The following is a 16,274-nucleotide window of genomic DNA, read 5'->3' as shown; positions in this document are numbered from 1 at the left end:
AAAAATAAAGGAGAAATATAAATGGTAAAAGTTTTAAATCACCCCCTAATTACTACAAAATTAACAATAATGAGAGACGAAAACACAACACACCATTTATTTAGGGAATTACTAAAAGAAATTTCAACATTAATGGTGTATGAAATTTTAAGAGATTATAAAACTGTCGATTGTAAAGTTAAAACAGCAGTGGGAGTGGAAACCATTGGACAAAAAATGGAACAAGAAATTGTCATAGTACCAATTTTAAGAGCTGGTCTTGGGATGGTAGAAGGAATTTTATCACTTGTTCCAACATCAAGAGTTGGACATATTGGAGTTTATAGAGATGAAAAAACTTTTGAAGTTCATGAATACTTTTATAAAATACCTAATGTTTCTAAAGATTCTTTAATTTTAGTGGTAGATCCAATGCTTGCCACTGGAACATCAGCAGTAGATTCTATTAGTAGATTAAAAGCTGATGGATTTAAAAATATAAATTTAGTTTGTCTTGTTGGTGTGCAAGAAGGAATTAATCATGTTTCTTCTAAACATCCAGATGTTAAAATCTTTTTAGCAGCAAAAGACGAAAAATTAAATGATAAAAAATATATATTACCTGGTCTTGGAGATGCAGGAGATAGGATTTTCGGTACAAAATAATGAATAAATTTGCAACAGTTGATATTGGCGGAACTAATGTTCGTTTCGCTTTAATAAAAGAACACAAAATTACAAAAAAAATTAAATTTCAAACAAACACAACTAACTGACAAGAAACACTTGATAAAATAGTTAAACTTATCAATACATATGAAATTAATAAATTAGCAGTTTGCATTCCAGGGCCTGCTAACTACAAAGATGGTATCATCTTTAACACTCCTAATTTAAAAGGTTGAAAAAATTTAAATGTTAAAGAATACCTTTTAAATAACACTAAATTAGAAAAAATTGTTTTTGAAAATGACGCTAATGCTATGGCTTTAGCTAACCATCATTTTTATAATCAAAATAAAGAAGATATAACTCAATTTTTTACCATTTCTACAGGATTTGGTGCAGGATTAGTTATTAACAACCAAATTTACACTGGAGTAAATCATTTAGGACAAGAAATTGCTAGAATTCCTCTTGGAGAACCACTTTTTAGCACATTTCATTTATCTAAATATGCTGCAGAACTATTTGTTTCTGGAACAGGTTTTGCACTAAGAGCTAGTCAATTAAAAGATAAAAAAGTAGATGCAAAAGAAGTTTTAGAAAATTACAACAAAGATGAAACTTTTGAAAGAGTTTATAATGAATCTGTTATAACTTTAGCTAAAACTATTGCTACATTTATAGGGATTTTAGCTCCGAATTTAATTGTTTTTGGAGGTTCAGTAACTCACAAAAACAGTTTCTTTGTAAAAGAAGCTATTAAAATGGCAAAAACACTTTGTGATAAACAACAATTTAAACAAGTTAAGTTTAAATTTGATAAATTAAAGGACAATTCAGCACTTATTGGATTAAGTTATTTATTAAATGCATAAAAACTTTTCTTACTCCAAAGAAAGAGTTGTGTTTTCAATTGTATTTACAGCTATTTTTCTTTGTTTATCTTTAATAGCTCTTTTTCTAAGTAAATATATAGCGTGACCACTTGGGGATTTTGGTTTAAAAATTGACCTATCAATTATCTTTATATTTCCAATCGCGTTCTTTTTGCGTTATAGATATACTTTAATTGCTTTATTAATAAGATTTCTTTTAGGACCAGTAATTCAATTAAATATAGATGCAACGGGTTATTTGGGACATTTTATTTTATTAGTAGCAAACTTGATCTTTATATTTAGTTTTTTCTTGTTTAAAAAACTTTTTGAAAAAATAATTAAAAATAAAAATTGGTTTATTGTTTTATCTTTAGTTTTATCTATTATAGTTACAACTATTGTAATTACCACATTAAATATTTTTGTTTTTAATTGACCATATTTTTATTTATATGGTTTAAAAATGAGTTATAAAGAATATTTAACTGAATATTTTACAGTTTCTTTAATTACTTTTATTCCATTTAATTTAGCTAATTACCTTCTTTCTTCAATATTAACCTTTGGAATTATTGTATTTTTAGAAACTTATTATAAAAATCACAGAAAACAAAAACATCATATTTAAAAAACAAAATATGATGTTTTTTTATTGAAACGGACTCAAAATTTAATTAACTAAAAGGGCATAAAATGAATTTTTCCATAAAAATTCATAAAAAATGCAACTTTTTGATTTTATTTTATAAAAATTATTCATATTTTTCTATAATTTTATATGTAATCAAAAATTAATATTTTTAAGGAGAAAAATGAAATTAAAGAATATTTTAATTAAATCAAGTCTAGTGTTAACACCAGCAATCGCTTTTGCAACCGTTGTTTCTTGTGGTGAAAAAACAACAAATCAAAATTCAACTAACCAAAATTCTGAAGATAAAAACATTTTAGATAATCAAAGATGATTAACTAATGTTTGAAATTCAGTTTCAGCAGAAAAAGATGCTATGGCATACACTTTATACCAATCAGCAATGAAACAATTCGATACTTTAGTAGAAGGACAAAAAAGTGTTTTTGAACTTGATAAAGTACAAACAAACGGAGACCATGTAACTGTTACAAATACAACAGAAGGAAAATCTATTCCAGTTGTATTTATGGATTTAGATGAAACAGTTTTAAATAACTATGCTTACCAAAATTACTTAGTATTACATAAACAAACATTTAATGCAGATTCATGAAATGAATTTGTTCAAGATAAAAAAGCTAAAAAAATAGCAGGAGCTATTGAATTCATTAAACATGTATGATCAAAAGGTGGAGTTGTTATGTTCAACTCAAATAGAGAACAAGAAAATCAACTAGAACCCACAAAAGCAAATTTAGTAACTGAAGGATTAGAAGCAAAATATATGCCAAAATGAATTTGATGAATGCAAGGGGTTGATTTAAGTCAAGACAAACCATGAAATCATATTAAAAAAGATTCTGATGGAAAAAGAGTAAAATCCGCAAAAGAAGAAAGAATGAATTTAGTAAGTTCTAAAAAATTAGATTTAAGCACAGAACAAACAGGAGCAAATGCTGTTTCCTTTAAAGTTGTTATGAGAGTTGGAGATAACTTCGATGATTTCAATGATTTAGCATCAGCTAAAAAATCTAATGAAGATAGAAAAACCGTATTAGAAACAACAAAAAAATTATTTGGTAACTTTGATGTTAATACAAAAGGAATTAAATATACAAAAGGCACAGATGGTCAAGTAACTCACGAAAATGAAACTTGAGCAGAAGGATATGTTCTAATTGGTGGTAATGCTTCATATGGTGGATTTGAAGAAGGACTTGCAGAAGGATATTACGGACTTTCTGATGATAAAAAAGTTGCAGCATTAAAAGCAGCACTTAATTCATTAAAATGAAAAGATTAAAATAGATTTTAAAAAAATTAGCACTTTTTATTATAGAGTGCTAATTTTTATTATATAATTTTATTTATTGTATAATTAAATAATTAAATTAAGCAAAGGGGAGATATGCAAAATAAAACAAAAAACAAAATGTTATTATTAAATTTCGATGAAGTCTTTCTTTTTACTAAAAAAGTAATTAGACTTGATGAACAAGAATTTAAATTTTTATGAAAAGAAAGGGAAAAATACGGGAAAAATAATGATTTAAGTGAAGGTTTTCCTGTAGTTATTTCTCATTTTGATTTATGAATCGACTCTACAATGAATATGGAAGTAATTCCTGATGAAGAAAAAGTTGGTATAGTTTGGAGAATAATTGATATCAAAAGAGAAATGAAAACTTTTGTTGAATTAAATATGTTACCAACAGCTCAAAAAGTTAAAATTAATTCTTTTTCTCCAGTAGATAAAAGTTTTAGTAGAATTATTGGTCAAGATGTTGATGCAGAATTTATAAAATTTAATTCTTCTAGTCTTGGTGCTGTAAAAGCAGGTATTAGAAAAATGGAAGAAGAATTTTCAAATCATTCCTTTTTAAAACCAATTAAAGAATTTTTTGAACCACTTTTTTCATTAAAAAATTTAATGGATGAAAATGAAATCATTTTTCCACTTTTAGCAATTGCTGAAGAAGTAGATTTACCAAAAGAATATAAAAAACGTTTAATTTTTGCAACAGATAATTTACAAAGATTAGCAGCAATGGCAGATTTTATTAATAGTTTGATTCAAGAAAGAGCAATTGTTAATGAAATAGAAAATAAAATGAAAAAAACTCTTGATAAACAACAAAAAGAATTTATTTTAAGAGAAAAAATGAGAGCAATTCGTCAAACATTAGGGGATGAAGATTCTCAAGAAGAAAAAAATGAAAAAGAATTGTTTAAAAAAGATGATGAAAATAAATTTCCTATAGAAGTAAGAGAAATAATTAAAAATGAAACAAGAAAATTAAAAGGAATGATGTCTAGCTCTCCTGAAGCGAATGTAACTAAAAATTATTTAGATTTAATTTATAATTTACCTTGAAGAAAAGTAAAAATTGATCATTTAGACATAGAACAGGCATCCAAAGAATTAGCAAAAAAACACTTTGGTTTAAAAGATGTTAAAGAAAGAATTTTAGAATTTCTTGCTGTTTTAACTAACATAAAAAATAAAAATGATGAAAAAAAATTAAATATTATTAAACCATTGCCTACAGAAAATGCTGCTTTAGATTTAAGTTTATTTGATAAACATTCAAATAAATTAAATAATAATATGCCTATTTTAACTTTAGTTGGTCCTCCAGGAACAGGAAAGACTTCCATTGCTCAATCTATTTCTGATGCTATTGGAAGAAAAATGATAAAAATTTCTCTTGGTGGAGTTAGAGATGAATCAGAAATTAGAGGACATAGAAGAACTTATGTTGGAGCTATGCCAGGAAAAATAATTAATGCCATTAAAAAAGCAGGTGTTTCTAATCCAGTTATCTTGTTAGATGAAATTGATAAAATGTCTTCAGATTTTAGAGGAGATCCTGCATCAGCAATGTTAGAGGTTTTAGATCCAGAACAAAACAAATTTTTCCAAGATCATTATTTAGAAACAGAATACGATTTATCTAAAGTTATTTTTATTGCAACTGCAAATTACTTTGATGGTATTCCTGAAGCTCTTGCAGATAGAATGGAAATTATTGAATTATCTTCCTATACTTTATTAGAAAAAAAAGAAATTGTTAAAAATCATTTATTAGATAAAGTTTTAAGTGAAACTCAATTAGACAAAAAATACTTTAATATCGATCAAGAAACAATTGAATATATTATTAAATCTTATACAAGAGAAGCGGGAGTAAGAGATTTAAAAAGAAATTTAGATAAAATTGCTAGAAAAATTATCGTTAAACTATTAAAAAATGAAATTAGCAAAGATAAAGATTTTATAGTTGATAAAAAAGTAGTAACAGATATGCTTGGAATTGAAAAATTCTCAGATGATATAAACGAAACTAAACCACAAATAGGGATAGTTAATGGATTAGCTTATACTGCTTATGGTGGTTCAACATTGTCAATAGAAGTTAACACCGTTCCTTCTACAAAAGCTGAAATAAAATTAACTGGTCAGTTAAAAGATGTTATGAGAGAATCTGCAGAAATAGCTATTAGTTATGTTCGTGCAAATGCTAAAGAATTTGGTATTGATTTTGATTTCGAAAATAATCAAATTCATATCCACGTTCCTGAAGGTGCAGTCCCAAAAGATGGGCCTTCTGCTGGTGTAACTTTTACTACTGCAATTATTTCTGCTTTAGCTAAAAAACCTGTTTCTCCAACAATAGGAATGACAGGAGAGATAACTTTAAGAGGAAAAGTATTAGCAATTGGTGGTTTAAAAGAGAAAACTCTTGCAGCATATAAATTTGGTATTAAAACTATTTTCATTCCTAAAGATAATGAAAAAAATATTGTTGATTTAGCTGAAGAAGTTAAAGAAAACATTACTTTCCATCCAGTTTCTAATTATCAAGAAATTTACAATTATATTTTTAAATCTCAAACAAAAAATAAATAATTTAAAAACAAAAATTCAACCAAAACCATAATGGTTGAATTTTTTATTTAATAAGTACCTTTTTTCAAAAAGTTAAAATAATATTAAAAAAACAATTTTTTATTTTGTTTTTTACTAAAAAAATATAAAATTATACATATGAAAAAACTTGATAAAATTACACCTTGAAAAGAAAACTTTGCACAGTGATATGTAGATGTTATAAAAAATGGAGAATTAATCGAATATGGTCCTGTAAAAGGAACTATAATTTTTAAACCTAATTCTTATGCTATTTGAGAAAATATTCAAACAGAAATGAATAAATTATTTAAAGAAAAAGGAATTCAAAATGTTTATTTGCCAATGTTAATTCCTGATTTCTTTATTAATACAGAAAAAGAACATGTTGCGGGTTTTGCTCCTGAGTTAGTTACCGTAACACATATTGGTGATAAAAAATTACACAATAATCTGTATATTAGACCTACCAGTGAAGTTTTATTTGCTGATTTGTTTAAAAAAAATATTGAATCTTATAAGGATTTGCCTTTAATTTATAACCAATGAACTTCAGTTATGAGATGAGAAAAAACAACAAATCCTTTTTTAAGAACTAGTGAATTTTTATGACAAGAAGGACATACAGTTCACTCTGATGCCATGGAAGCTAGAAAATTCACAAGAGATATGATTAAACTCTATGAAAGATTTTTAAAAAAATATTTAGCTATTCCTACAGTTGTTGGTAAAAAAACACCAAGAGAAAAATTTGCAGGAGCTTGTTCTACTTATACAATTGAAGCTATGATGAAGGATGGAAAAGCGCTTCAATCAGGAACTTCCCATTATTTAGCTCAAAATTTTTCACGTGCTTTCAAAATTATTTTTACAAATAAAGATAATAAAGATGAATTTGCTTATCAAACATCTTGAGGTTTATCTACGAGATTATTAGGTGCTTTAATTATGACTCACGGAGATGATTCTGGAATTGTAATCCCACCAAGAATAGCTCCAATTCAAGTTGATATTCTTGAACTTTTTGCAAATAAAAATCCACAAGTATCAAAAACAGTAAATCAATTAGAAAAATGACTAGCTAAAAAACTAAAAGTTAGAGTAGATAGAAGTGACAATCAACCGGGCTATAAAGCAGCTAATTCAGAAATTCAAGGAGTTCCTATCAGAGTGGAAATAGGACCTAAAGATGTTGAAGAAGGTGTAGTTACAGTAGTTAGAAGAGATACATTACAAAAAGAAAAAGTAAAAATTTCTATTTTAAGAGATTACCTTGAAGACAAATTAATTGAAATTCAAGATAGTATGTATCAAAAAGCTAAAAAAAGACTTGAAGACAATACAGTAGTTGTAAATAACTATGAAGATTTCAAAAAAGAAATTGCTAAAAATAAATTTGTCATTACTGCATTTAATGGCGATGAAAAAGAAGAAGAAATGATTCAAAAAGAAACTGGTGCTACTTCTAGATGTATTCCATTTAAATATTTAAAGCCAGTTGATGAAGGATTATGTATGTTTTCACAAAAACCTTCAAAAAGATATGTTCTTTTTGCAAAAGCTTACTAAAAAACACAAGTTTAAATAACTTGTGTTTTTCTTTGTTTATGTTCAAATAATTATTTATCACTATTTTGGTTATTTGATTCGTTTTTGTTTTGTTTTTCTGTATTTTTGGTATTTTTATGTTTTTCTTTTTTTTCAATTTTAGTTTGCACTTTTGATAAAAATGCTCCTGCAATAACCCCGGAAGGGATTGCAAAGATAGCTATACCTATAATTGACATAATTACTACTAAACTTCTAGCAATATCAGAATGAGGGGTTATATCTCCATATCCAATAGTGGTTAAAGTAATGGTAGTAAAATAAATAGCTTTAGGAAACGTATTTACATAACTGCCTAAATCTTCTTCTGGTATTTTATTGTTTTTAATATAATCTAACTCTGCATCTAAAATAATTAAAGAGAAGAGTAAAATAACAATTATTATAAAAACAAAAATATTGGTTAAAATTGTTTTTTGTGTTTTAAAAACAGAAAATAATGAAGAAAATGATGAAAATAAATTTAATAATAAAATTATTCTAATCATTCTTAAAAATTTAAAACTTTTTAATAATGTTATTCAAGAAATATTTAGTTCTGTTGGTGTTAATAAATCAATAGAATATAATGAAGGTAATATTGATAATATTAAATTAAAAGATAAGACAGAAAACACAAAGAAAATTCTTGGATATTTATGTTTTTTTACATTTCTAACAGGAGCGCTTCACACTCATAAAAGATAGTCAAATATCATTAAAAAGAATGTGAATACCTCCATAAACCCTACTAAATGTTTGATTCCTGAAGAATCATTGTTATTTAAGTAAAGTGCTAAAATTGTGGTACTGAAAATTGAAAGAATAGAAAAGAAGAAAATCACTGAAAAATATATTATCTTAGTTATTTTAACTTTTTGTTGATGTTCGTCTTTAATACCTTTCATATTTTCTCTAGTAGCAACTATATTGTCCAAAATAGTTAGAAAATAGTCACTTTTTAAAAAAAATAATTTGTTTTTCATAATTGTATTATACTAAAATGTAATAAAATTATATAAATATGAAAGATAAAATAATTTTTATAAAAAAAGAAGAAAATTTAGAAGATATAGTTAACTACATTTTTCAATTTAATTGAAAATATTTATATTTAAATGGAGATTTAGGAGCAGGAAAAACAACTTTGACAAAATTAATTGCAAAAAAGTTAGGTATTAAAGAAAATGTAGTTTCTCCTACTTTTAACAAAATGAAAGTATATTCTAACTTAATACATATCGATGCTTATAATTTGTTAGGTGATTTAGAAGAATTTGAAGATTATTTTGAAGATAAAAAAGTTATAATCGAATGATCTAAAAATTTAAATTTAGATTATGAAAATTTTATTGCTATTGATATAAAATTTTCAAACAATGAAAGAATTTATGAAATTACTATAAATACGGAGGATTAAAATGAAAATTTTTATAGATACAACGTTAAATGATTTAGTTGTGGCTCTTTTTGATTCTCAATATAAACTTATTAATTATGTTTTAGAAACTGAATTAAAAGAAAAATCAGAAAAATTACCTTTAGTTTTTAAAAACCTTTTAGAAAGAAACAATTTTAGCTTACAAAATATTAATAGTTTTTACATTAATTTAGGTCCAGGAACATTTACAGGAAGCAGAATAGCTTTAGTTTTTTGTCGTACCATTGCACAATTAAGTAACATTAATATTTACACAACTTCTAGTTTTAATTTAGTTTCTTTACATACAAAAAATAAAGAAATTGCATATATTGATGCTCGTGGCAAATCTTCTTATAAAGCATTTGTTCAAAAAGGAAAAATCCTTTCAGATATAGAAGTGGTTGAAAGAAATCAAAACTGAGCAATCGATTATTTAGATGTAATAAATAATTTCTTTGATTATCAAAAATTATTTAAACTAGAAGAAAATTTGCTCGAAATTCAATCGATTTATGTAAAAAAACCACATATCGGTTAAGCTGGTAAAAATTTTTCTTTTTGTGTTAAAATTAAATTAGACAAAAAGAGGGAAAAATGAAAAGAAATATTTTTATTAAGAAAATTAAAAATATTATTACTATAAGTATTAGTAATTATTTTTTCATTTTTCAAGTAAATTAATTTTTTAATAATTGTTATATTTAAAAATAAATAATTACTTGAAAAAGTAATTTTTTGTCAAAAAAAGAAAGGAAATTATTGTATGAAAAAATATTTTAGCAATAAATGAATTATCATATTTTTTACAATTTTTTATTTATTTACTATATTAAGTTCATCTCTATTAGTTTTATATTTGGTAAATTTAATAGATGCAATAGAACAAAGAAATTGGGAAGAATATAATAAATTTATTATTGCAAATGCAGTTTTATCATCTTTATTTGTAATTTCAACGTTTTGTTATTTATTTTTAAAAAATAAATTAAATATGAAAATAAATCAAACATTAACAAAAGATGCTATTACAAAAATTTCTTCTATTTCTAATTATGAAATAGAGAAAAATAAAGAAGGAAAATATTTAATTTGAATTAAAGAAAGAATTCCTGAAATTACTAGTTTAGTTTTTGAACATTCCTTAGAAGGTTTTTTAAAAACTTTAACTAATATTGTAGTTTTAATCATTATGTTTTTTATAAGTTGAAAACTTGCTTTAATAGGAATTGCAGTTTTAATTTTAGCCTTTATAATTCCTTTATTTTTAAGTATTTTAGCTGGTAAGATAAATGAAAAATATATTGTAAATCAAGAAAATCTTATTTCTTCTTTACAGACAGTTTTCAATGGTTTTAAAATTTTATATTATTTAAATAAAGAAGAAAAAATTATTCAATTGGTTAATTCAATTTTGAATAATTGAATAAAAGAAATAAATACTAAAAAATCTAAAGTAATTTTGCTTGAACTAATTAATAGTTTTTTTCAAATTATTTCATCAATATTATTGCTTTTTATAGCAGGATATTTTATTTTTTATCTAAATGAACCTGTGGGAACAATTTTTGTTATACCTTCTTTCTTTATGGGATTTGCTCATAATTTTAGAGAAATAATTATGTTACTTCAATATTTTGGAACTTACAAAGAATATATTAAAGAATTTACGGGTGCAAAAGAAATTACTAAAGAAAATATCGTAAAACAAAATATAGATAAAATTGAAGTAGAATCTCTTGATTTTAACTATGAAGAAAAAGAAATTTTCAAAAATTTTAATTTTACTTTTGAAAAAGGTAAAAAATATGCCCTTATAGGAAAATCAGGATCAGGAAAATCTACTTTGTTAAATATTTTATTAAAACAAATTGATGATTATAAAGGAAATATCCGTATAAATGGAAAAGATTTAAGAGAAATTAATATAAATAATTTAAAAGAAAATTTAATATTTTTATCTAATAGAGAAGAATTTTTTTTTGATTCTATTTATAATAATATTTCTCTTTGAGAAGAGAATCAAGAGCAAAAAGTTCAACAAGCATTATTAAAAGTAAATTTAGAAAATTTAGATTTAAATAGAGAACTTAAACAAGATGATGAATTATCAGTAGGAGAGAAGCAAAGAATTAACATTGCAAGATATTTCTTTAAAAAGCCAGATTTATTAATTTTAGATGAAGCAATGTCTAATATTGATGAGAAAAATGCAAAAATAATTTTAGAAAATATTTTCAAAAATAATCCCAATTTACTATTTATAAATTGTACACATCATCTTAAAAATCCAGAATTTTATGATCACGTTATAGAACTAAAAGGAGATGAAAATGAATAAAACATTAAAAAATATGAAATTTACTTTTTCTGTTTTTCTAATTTGTTCTATTTTAATAAGTGTTATAGAAATGGTTCTCTCAATTATTGAAGGTTATGCAATTGATAGTGTTTTAAAAACCTTATCATTTATTAAAAATGATCCTTTTTTAACTTTTGGTATTTTAATAATAATATTAATTTTAGCAAATGTGGTTTTATTTGTAAGTAATTATTTTTACTTTACTTTTTATAATAAGCTTTTGCTTTATGTTGCAAAAAGTATTTCTAAAAACTTTTATAGTGATTTTTTAAATACTAATGAAAAAGGGATGAAAAAATATAGTCCAGATTTAGCTTTTAATTCAATTATAAATAATGGTAGTGCAATTACATCTCAATCCATCATTCCTTTAGCACAATTAACTGCAATATTAGTGAATTTACTATTTATTTTCTTATTTTTTGGAATAACTAATTGAGTAATTTTATTAATAGTTTTAGCAATTTTTACTTTAAGTACTATTCCAAATTTAATTTCAGTTAAAAAAGCAAAAATATATACAGAACAAAAACAAATTTCTTTTAATCAACTCTCTTCTAAACTTACTTATTGAATAGATAGATATACTGTTTTATATTATGCTAATAAAGAAAATATGCTTTATTCCTTTATAGAAAAAGAAATTTTAGATTATTATTTAAAAACTTATAAAAAAGAAAGATTTAATATTTTTAATAATAGTCTTTCACAATTAGTTGTGGAAGCAGGTGAAATAATAGGAATAATTATTTTGGTATTTATGTATTTTAAAAACGATTCTTCTGTAAGTATAGGGATGATTTATATTTTTAAAAAAGTTATTGAAAATTCTAAAACTGAATTTCTAGATTTTATTTCTGAATTTAAAAAATTTGTTGCTTCAAAAGAAATTTATAAACTTTTAGAAACAAATCTTGAAAAAGAAGAAAATCAGTTAAAACTTGATTCAATAGAGCAAATAGAAATTAAAAATTTAAATTTAAGTTTTGATAATAAAGTAATTTTTAAAGATTTCAATCAAACCTTTTCTAAAGGGCAAAAATACGCATTAATTGGTGCTTCTGGTTCTGGTAAATCAACACTGCTTAGTGTTTTATTAAATGATTTAGATAATTATCAAGGACAAGTTCTTATTAACAACCAAGATATAAAAACATTCAACGATAAAAGTATAAAAAATGCTATTTCTTACTTAGATAATCAAAATTTTGTTTTTGACAAAAATGTTTCTGAAAATGTTTCCTTGCTTGAAAATGATGAACAAAAAATAAAAGAAGCATTAGAATTTGTAGACTTAAATAAAGAATTAGAACAAAACGCATTTTCTAGTGATTTTGATAGTTTTACATCTTTATCTTTAGGACAAAAACAAAGACTTGCACTTTCTAGATTGATTTACTTTAATAAAGATTTTATTATTTTAGATGAATCATTATCTAATTTAAATAAAGAATTAGCACAGCAAATTTTAGATAAATTTTTAGATAGCAATAAAACTTTAATTTACGTATCACATCATTTAGATTCAAAACAATTAAATAAATTTAATAAAATAATAAATTTAAATGAAATATAATAAAATCAAGAACACTAAAATAAGTGTTCTTTTCTTATTATTTTTTTAATAAATATGCCTTTAAAAATAAATTTAAAAAAAATTATTAAAAAATATTTTGATTTTTGTATTTTATGTTATAATTTTCAACGGAGAAGTAGCTCAGCTTGGCAGAGCGCTACGTTTGGGTCGTAGTGGTCGCAGGTTCAAATCCTGTCTTCTTCACCATGGGGGGGTAGCTCACTTGGCTAGAGCGCCTGCCTTGCACGCAGGAGGTAGAGGGTTCGACTCCCTTCCTCTCCACCATGGCTCTGTAGCTTAGTTGGTTAGAGCGTTCGGTTCATACCCGAAAGGTCAAGAGTTCGACTCTCTTCGGAGCCACCATATGGAAACCCAGCGGGTTTATTTTGGACCTATAGCTCAGTTGGTTAGAGCAACCGGCTCATAACCGGTCGGTCACTGGTTCGAGTCCAGTTGGGTCCACCATGGGCAATTACCCAAGAGGCTGAAGGGACTAGTCTTGAAAACTAGCAGGGGCTTCACCGCCCGCGGGGGTTCAAATCCCTCATTGCCCGCCATTTATTATTAAATAAGGTAATAACTTAAAAATAATTCCAATGTTGTCAATTTACAACATTTATATAGCGGAGTGGAGCAGTTGGTAGCTCGTCGGGCTCATAACCCGAAGGCCATAGGTTCGAGTCCTATCTCCGCAACCAACGGTTCAGTGGTAAAGTGGTTTAATACGTCTCCCTGTCACGGAGAAGATCGCGGGTTCGATCCCCGTCTGGACCGCCATGGCTCTGTAGCTCAGTAGGTAGAGCAACGGATTGAAGCTCCGTGTGTCACTGGTTCGATTCCTGTCGGAGCCACCATTTCAAAAAATGACCTCACCTTTTGAAGGTGATTTTTTTATTCTTTTTAAAAAGAATGATTAAATTAAAAAATGTAATTAAATCAGATAAATAAAAACCGTTTTGCCCCATAAAACAGGCATAAACGGTTTTTTAATTAACCAAACTGGGAAACTAATAAAAAAAATCAATCTTAATAGATTGAAATATTTCTTATTTTAAAAGTAATTTAATGAATGCATGATTTTCTACCACTTCTTCTACATGTGTTGCTTCGTGAGAGTGGAAAGAAAGCATCATTAAAGTTCCTATAATTCCAATAGCAAAGAATATTAATGATCAATATCATTCTTTTTTTGAACCATTTCTTAAGTGAATGAACTCTGGAACAAGTTCTATTACAACAACAAAAGTTAGGATAGAACCACCAGAAGCATTAATTATTGGTAGTAATCATCAAATTGTTTGCAAATGTCTATTTATAAATGCACCTATAGTCATAATAGGAATTAATAAAAGAGTAGTTAATAAGTTATAAATAACTGCTTTTTTAACTGTTTGACCATATTGTACTTGTCTATAATAAACAATCAAAATTTCAATTACAATGTGAATGTTAAATGTAACAATTAAACCTACATTAATATCTTCACCTACACTTATTCTTGAAACTGTAGCTCCTAAAATAAATCCATCAATTGTTCTATGTGATAAAAGCAATAATATAGCTAATCAAGCAGATTTAGGATTATCGATATCACTAAAGTTTATAATGTGGTCGCTATGACCATGTTCATTATGGTCTTTGTGAACATCAGAAACACCAAAAAAACGCACAAAAATATATCTAACAATAAAAATAGTACCAATTCCAATAATTGCTCCTGAACCAATTATTGCTAAAGTCAATAATTGTTCATTATAAACACTTTTACTTAGAAAATCTTTCAATTCATCTTGATGATGAATTTTGTGTTCGATGGTATCAAAACCTTCTCTTAAAAATCCTACTGTTCCTATAATAATTAGCATTCCTGCACTTAGGGCATATAAGTAAATATTTGAACTTCTTTTAATAGTTGGTTTTAATTTAGCAATTAGTAAAACCATTGTAATTGGTACTATTAATAATATTGATATATATATTAATAGATTAACAAAAATTGCTAAATCAATATTTCCATTAAAAGACTCAGCTTTATATGGGAACATATTTTCCTTTCTACATTAAAATTAATTATAAATTTTAGCATATTTTTTAATTAAACAAGTATAATTAACCTATGAAATTTCCAAAATTATTATTTTTAGATTTAGATGGAACACTTTTAGATAAAGGTATAGGTGTTTGAGCTAAAATGAGTGAAAAAAATAAAGATGCTGTTTTAGAATATTCAAAACAATATCCTGTTGTTGTTTCAACAGGTAGAACCTTTAATCATGAAGTAGAAAAAATAGCTAAATCAGTTAATGCTAAATTTATAGTATGTCAAAACGGTTCCATTATACTTGACAAAAATTTTAAGGAAATTCAAAACTATAAAATTTCTCAAGAAGTAATTAAACAAATTTTGGATGAAGTAATTAATCAAAAACTTACTTTTGTTGCAAATCCTGGATCAATAGTTTATGGACGTGGTTTTTGAAACAAAATATATTCTTTATTTTCTCACTTTAGTCATAAAGACTATGAAGAGTTTGAAATCAAAGAATTAAATAAAATTCTTGTAATAGGACATTCAAAAAAGAAAATTAAAAATTTATTTAATGATTTAACAACTAAATTTCATAACCAAATAGACGCAAGAATTGTGGGTAAAAATTACGCAATTGAAATTACAAGACATGATTGTTCAAAAGGAGAAGCAGCAAAAACCATAGCAGAATTTTTAAATATTGATTTAAAAGAATCAATGCACATTGGCGATTCTATGAACGATTCTACAACAAAAAATATTGTAGGTACTTTAGTAGCAATGAAAAGTGGTTCTAAAAGGTTGCAAGAAATTGCGGATGTCGTAGGACCGAGAAAACAGAACGGCGGAGTATCAAAAATACTAAAATCATTTAAATAAAAAAATAAATATTAGTCAAAACATAATAAAAAAATACGGAATCCTAAAAAAAGAATATTCCGTATTTTTCTTAAATCAAAATCTAATTTATTAAAAAATTGAAAAATTTTGATTATTTTTTTGAATAATTATGAATTTTTTTAAATAAAATGATATAATTTAAATATATGAGTAAAGTGGTTATCAAAAATTTGATTAAAATTTACAATAAAAATAAAATGTTAAATAATATTCTATTTAAAATGAAATTTAAAAGTTTTTATTTAGTATCAAAAATAGCAGTTTTATCAGAAATACTATTTTAAAAGAAGACAAAATAATGGTAATTATGATAGTGAAATTTTATTAATAACA

At 25.1% G+C, this 16,274-nt stretch carries 13 protein-coding genes and 8 tRNA genes; 19 read left to right on the top strand and 2 right to left on the bottom strand.

Annotated features, from left to right (window positions below; genetic code table 4):
* The first annotated feature begins 21 nt into the window (after window positions 1–21).
* The 6 genes from upp to proS all read left to right on the top strand — a co-directional run bounded on the left by upp (window position 22) and on the right by proS (window position 7,636).
* On the top strand, window positions 22–645 hold the full coding sequence (gene upp / locus ACXX84_RS00645; RefSeq protein WP_436358499.1) for a uracil phosphoribosyltransferase: 624 nt from the start codon (window positions 22–24) through the stop codon (window positions 643–645).
* Window positions 645–1,520 carry an ROK family protein gene (locus ACXX84_RS00640; RefSeq protein WP_436358498.1) on the top strand — a complete coding sequence of 292 codons (876 nt, stop codon included), beginning with the start codon at window positions 645–647 and terminating at the stop codon, window positions 1,518–1,520. The genes upp and ACXX84_RS00640 overlap by 1 nt, the downstream gene beginning before the upstream one ends.
* Window positions 1,513–2,151, top strand: a complete 639-nt coding sequence (locus ACXX84_RS00635; protein WP_436358497.1) for an MPN527 family putative ECF transporter permease subunit — start codon at window positions 1,513–1,515, stop codon at window positions 2,149–2,151. The genes ACXX84_RS00640 and ACXX84_RS00635 overlap by 8 nt, the downstream gene beginning before the upstream one ends.
* A 184-nt stretch (window positions 2,152–2,335) precedes the next feature.
* Window positions 2,336–3,460 carry an HAD family acid phosphatase gene (locus tag ACXX84_RS00630; RefSeq protein ID WP_458572720.1) on the top strand — a complete coding sequence of 375 codons (1,125 nt, stop codon included), beginning with the start codon at window positions 2,336–2,338 and terminating at the stop codon, window positions 3,458–3,460.
* Between the two features lie 105 nt (window positions 3,461–3,565).
* Window positions 3,566–6,067, top strand: coding sequence for an endopeptidase La (gene lon, locus ACXX84_RS00625; protein ID WP_458572719.1), 2,502 nt, complete (start codon window positions 3,566–3,568; stop codon window positions 6,065–6,067).
* A gap of 138 nt (window positions 6,068–6,205) precedes the next feature.
* Window positions 6,206–7,636, top strand: a complete 1,431-nt coding sequence (proS, locus tag ACXX84_RS00620) for a proline--tRNA ligase (RefSeq protein ID WP_458572718.1) — start codon at window positions 6,206–6,208, stop codon at window positions 7,634–7,636.
* A gap of 50 nt (window positions 7,637–7,686) precedes the next feature.
* Here proS and ACXX84_RS00615 read toward each other — a convergent pair whose 3' ends face one another.
* Window positions 7,687–8,640 (bottom strand): potassium channel family protein, encoded by a 954-nt coding sequence (locus tag ACXX84_RS00615; protein WP_458557221.1) that lies wholly within the window; start codon window positions 8,638–8,640, stop codon window positions 7,687–7,689.
* Between the two features lie 38 nt (window positions 8,641–8,678).
* Between ACXX84_RS00615 and tsaE the strand changes: the two genes are divergently transcribed.
* The 12 genes from tsaE (at window position 8,679) to ACXX84_RS00555 (ending at window position 13,866) form a co-directional block, all read left to right on the top strand.
* Window positions 8,679–9,074 (top strand): tRNA (adenosine(37)-N6)-threonylcarbamoyltransferase complex ATPase subunit type 1 TsaE, encoded by a 396-nt coding sequence (tsaE, locus tag ACXX84_RS00610; protein ID WP_458559611.1) that lies wholly within the window; start codon window positions 8,679–8,681, stop codon window positions 9,072–9,074.
* 1 nt (window position 9,075) lies between these two features.
* Window positions 9,076–9,615, top strand: a complete 540-nt coding sequence (gene tsaB, locus ACXX84_RS00605; RefSeq protein ID WP_458560939.1) for a tRNA (adenosine(37)-N6)-threonylcarbamoyltransferase complex dimerization subunit type 1 TsaB — start codon at window positions 9,076–9,078, stop codon at window positions 9,613–9,615.
* Window positions 9,616–9,840: 225 nt separating this feature from the next.
* A complete protein-coding gene (locus ACXX84_RS00600; RefSeq protein WP_458572717.1) occupies window positions 9,841–11,415 on the top strand; it encodes an ATP-binding cassette domain-containing protein in 1,575 nt (524 codons plus the stop codon).
* Window positions 11,408–13,012 (top strand): ATP-binding cassette domain-containing protein, encoded by a 1,605-nt coding sequence (locus ACXX84_RS00595; RefSeq protein ID WP_458572716.1) that lies wholly within the window; start codon window positions 11,408–11,410, stop codon window positions 13,010–13,012. Before ACXX84_RS00600 ends, ACXX84_RS00595 begins: the two co-directional genes overlap by 8 nt.
* A 130-nt stretch (window positions 13,013–13,142) precedes the next feature.
* Window positions 13,143–13,219, top strand: a tRNA-Pro gene (locus ACXX84_RS00590).
* A 1-nt stretch (window position 13,220) separates the two neighbouring features.
* Window positions 13,221–13,297: transfer RNA gene (locus ACXX84_RS00585), tRNA-Ala, on the top strand.
* A gap of 1 nt (window position 13,298) precedes the next feature.
* A tRNA-Met gene (locus tag ACXX84_RS00580) sits at window positions 13,299–13,375 on the top strand.
* 25 nt (window positions 13,376–13,400) lie between these two features.
* Window positions 13,401–13,477: transfer RNA gene (locus ACXX84_RS00575), tRNA-Ile, on the top strand.
* Window position 13,478: 1 nt separating this feature from the next.
* Window positions 13,479–13,569 (top strand) — tRNA-Ser (locus ACXX84_RS00570).
* Between the two features lie 65 nt (window positions 13,570–13,634).
* Window positions 13,635–13,710, top strand: a tRNA-Met gene (locus ACXX84_RS00565).
* A gap of 2 nt (window positions 13,711–13,712) precedes the next feature.
* Window positions 13,713–13,789, top strand: a tRNA-Asp gene (locus tag ACXX84_RS00560).
* A gap of 1 nt (window position 13,790) precedes the next feature.
* Window positions 13,791–13,866, top strand: a tRNA-Phe gene (locus ACXX84_RS00555).
* Window positions 13,867–14,058: 192 nt separating this feature from the next.
* Here the strand turns inward: ACXX84_RS00555 and ACXX84_RS00550 are convergent.
* On the bottom strand, window positions 14,059–15,057 hold the full coding sequence (locus ACXX84_RS00550; RefSeq protein WP_458559607.1) for a hypothetical protein: 999 nt from the start codon (window positions 15,055–15,057) through the stop codon (window positions 14,059–14,061).
* A gap of 71 nt (window positions 15,058–15,128) precedes the next feature.
* On the opposite strand from ACXX84_RS00550, the gene ACXX84_RS00545 reads away from it, so the two are divergent.
* Window positions 15,129–15,920 carry an HAD-IIB family hydrolase gene (locus ACXX84_RS00545; RefSeq protein WP_458572715.1) on the top strand — a complete coding sequence of 264 codons (792 nt, stop codon included), beginning with the start codon at window positions 15,129–15,131 and terminating at the stop codon, window positions 15,918–15,920.
* Window positions 15,921–16,274 lie beyond the last annotated feature (354 nt).

It is taken from the genome of Mycoplasma sp. AC157 (assembly GCF_054343415.1).
The sequence above is the reverse complement of the archived record's forward strand: the minus strand, read 5'-3'. Positions and strand labels throughout refer to the sequence as shown.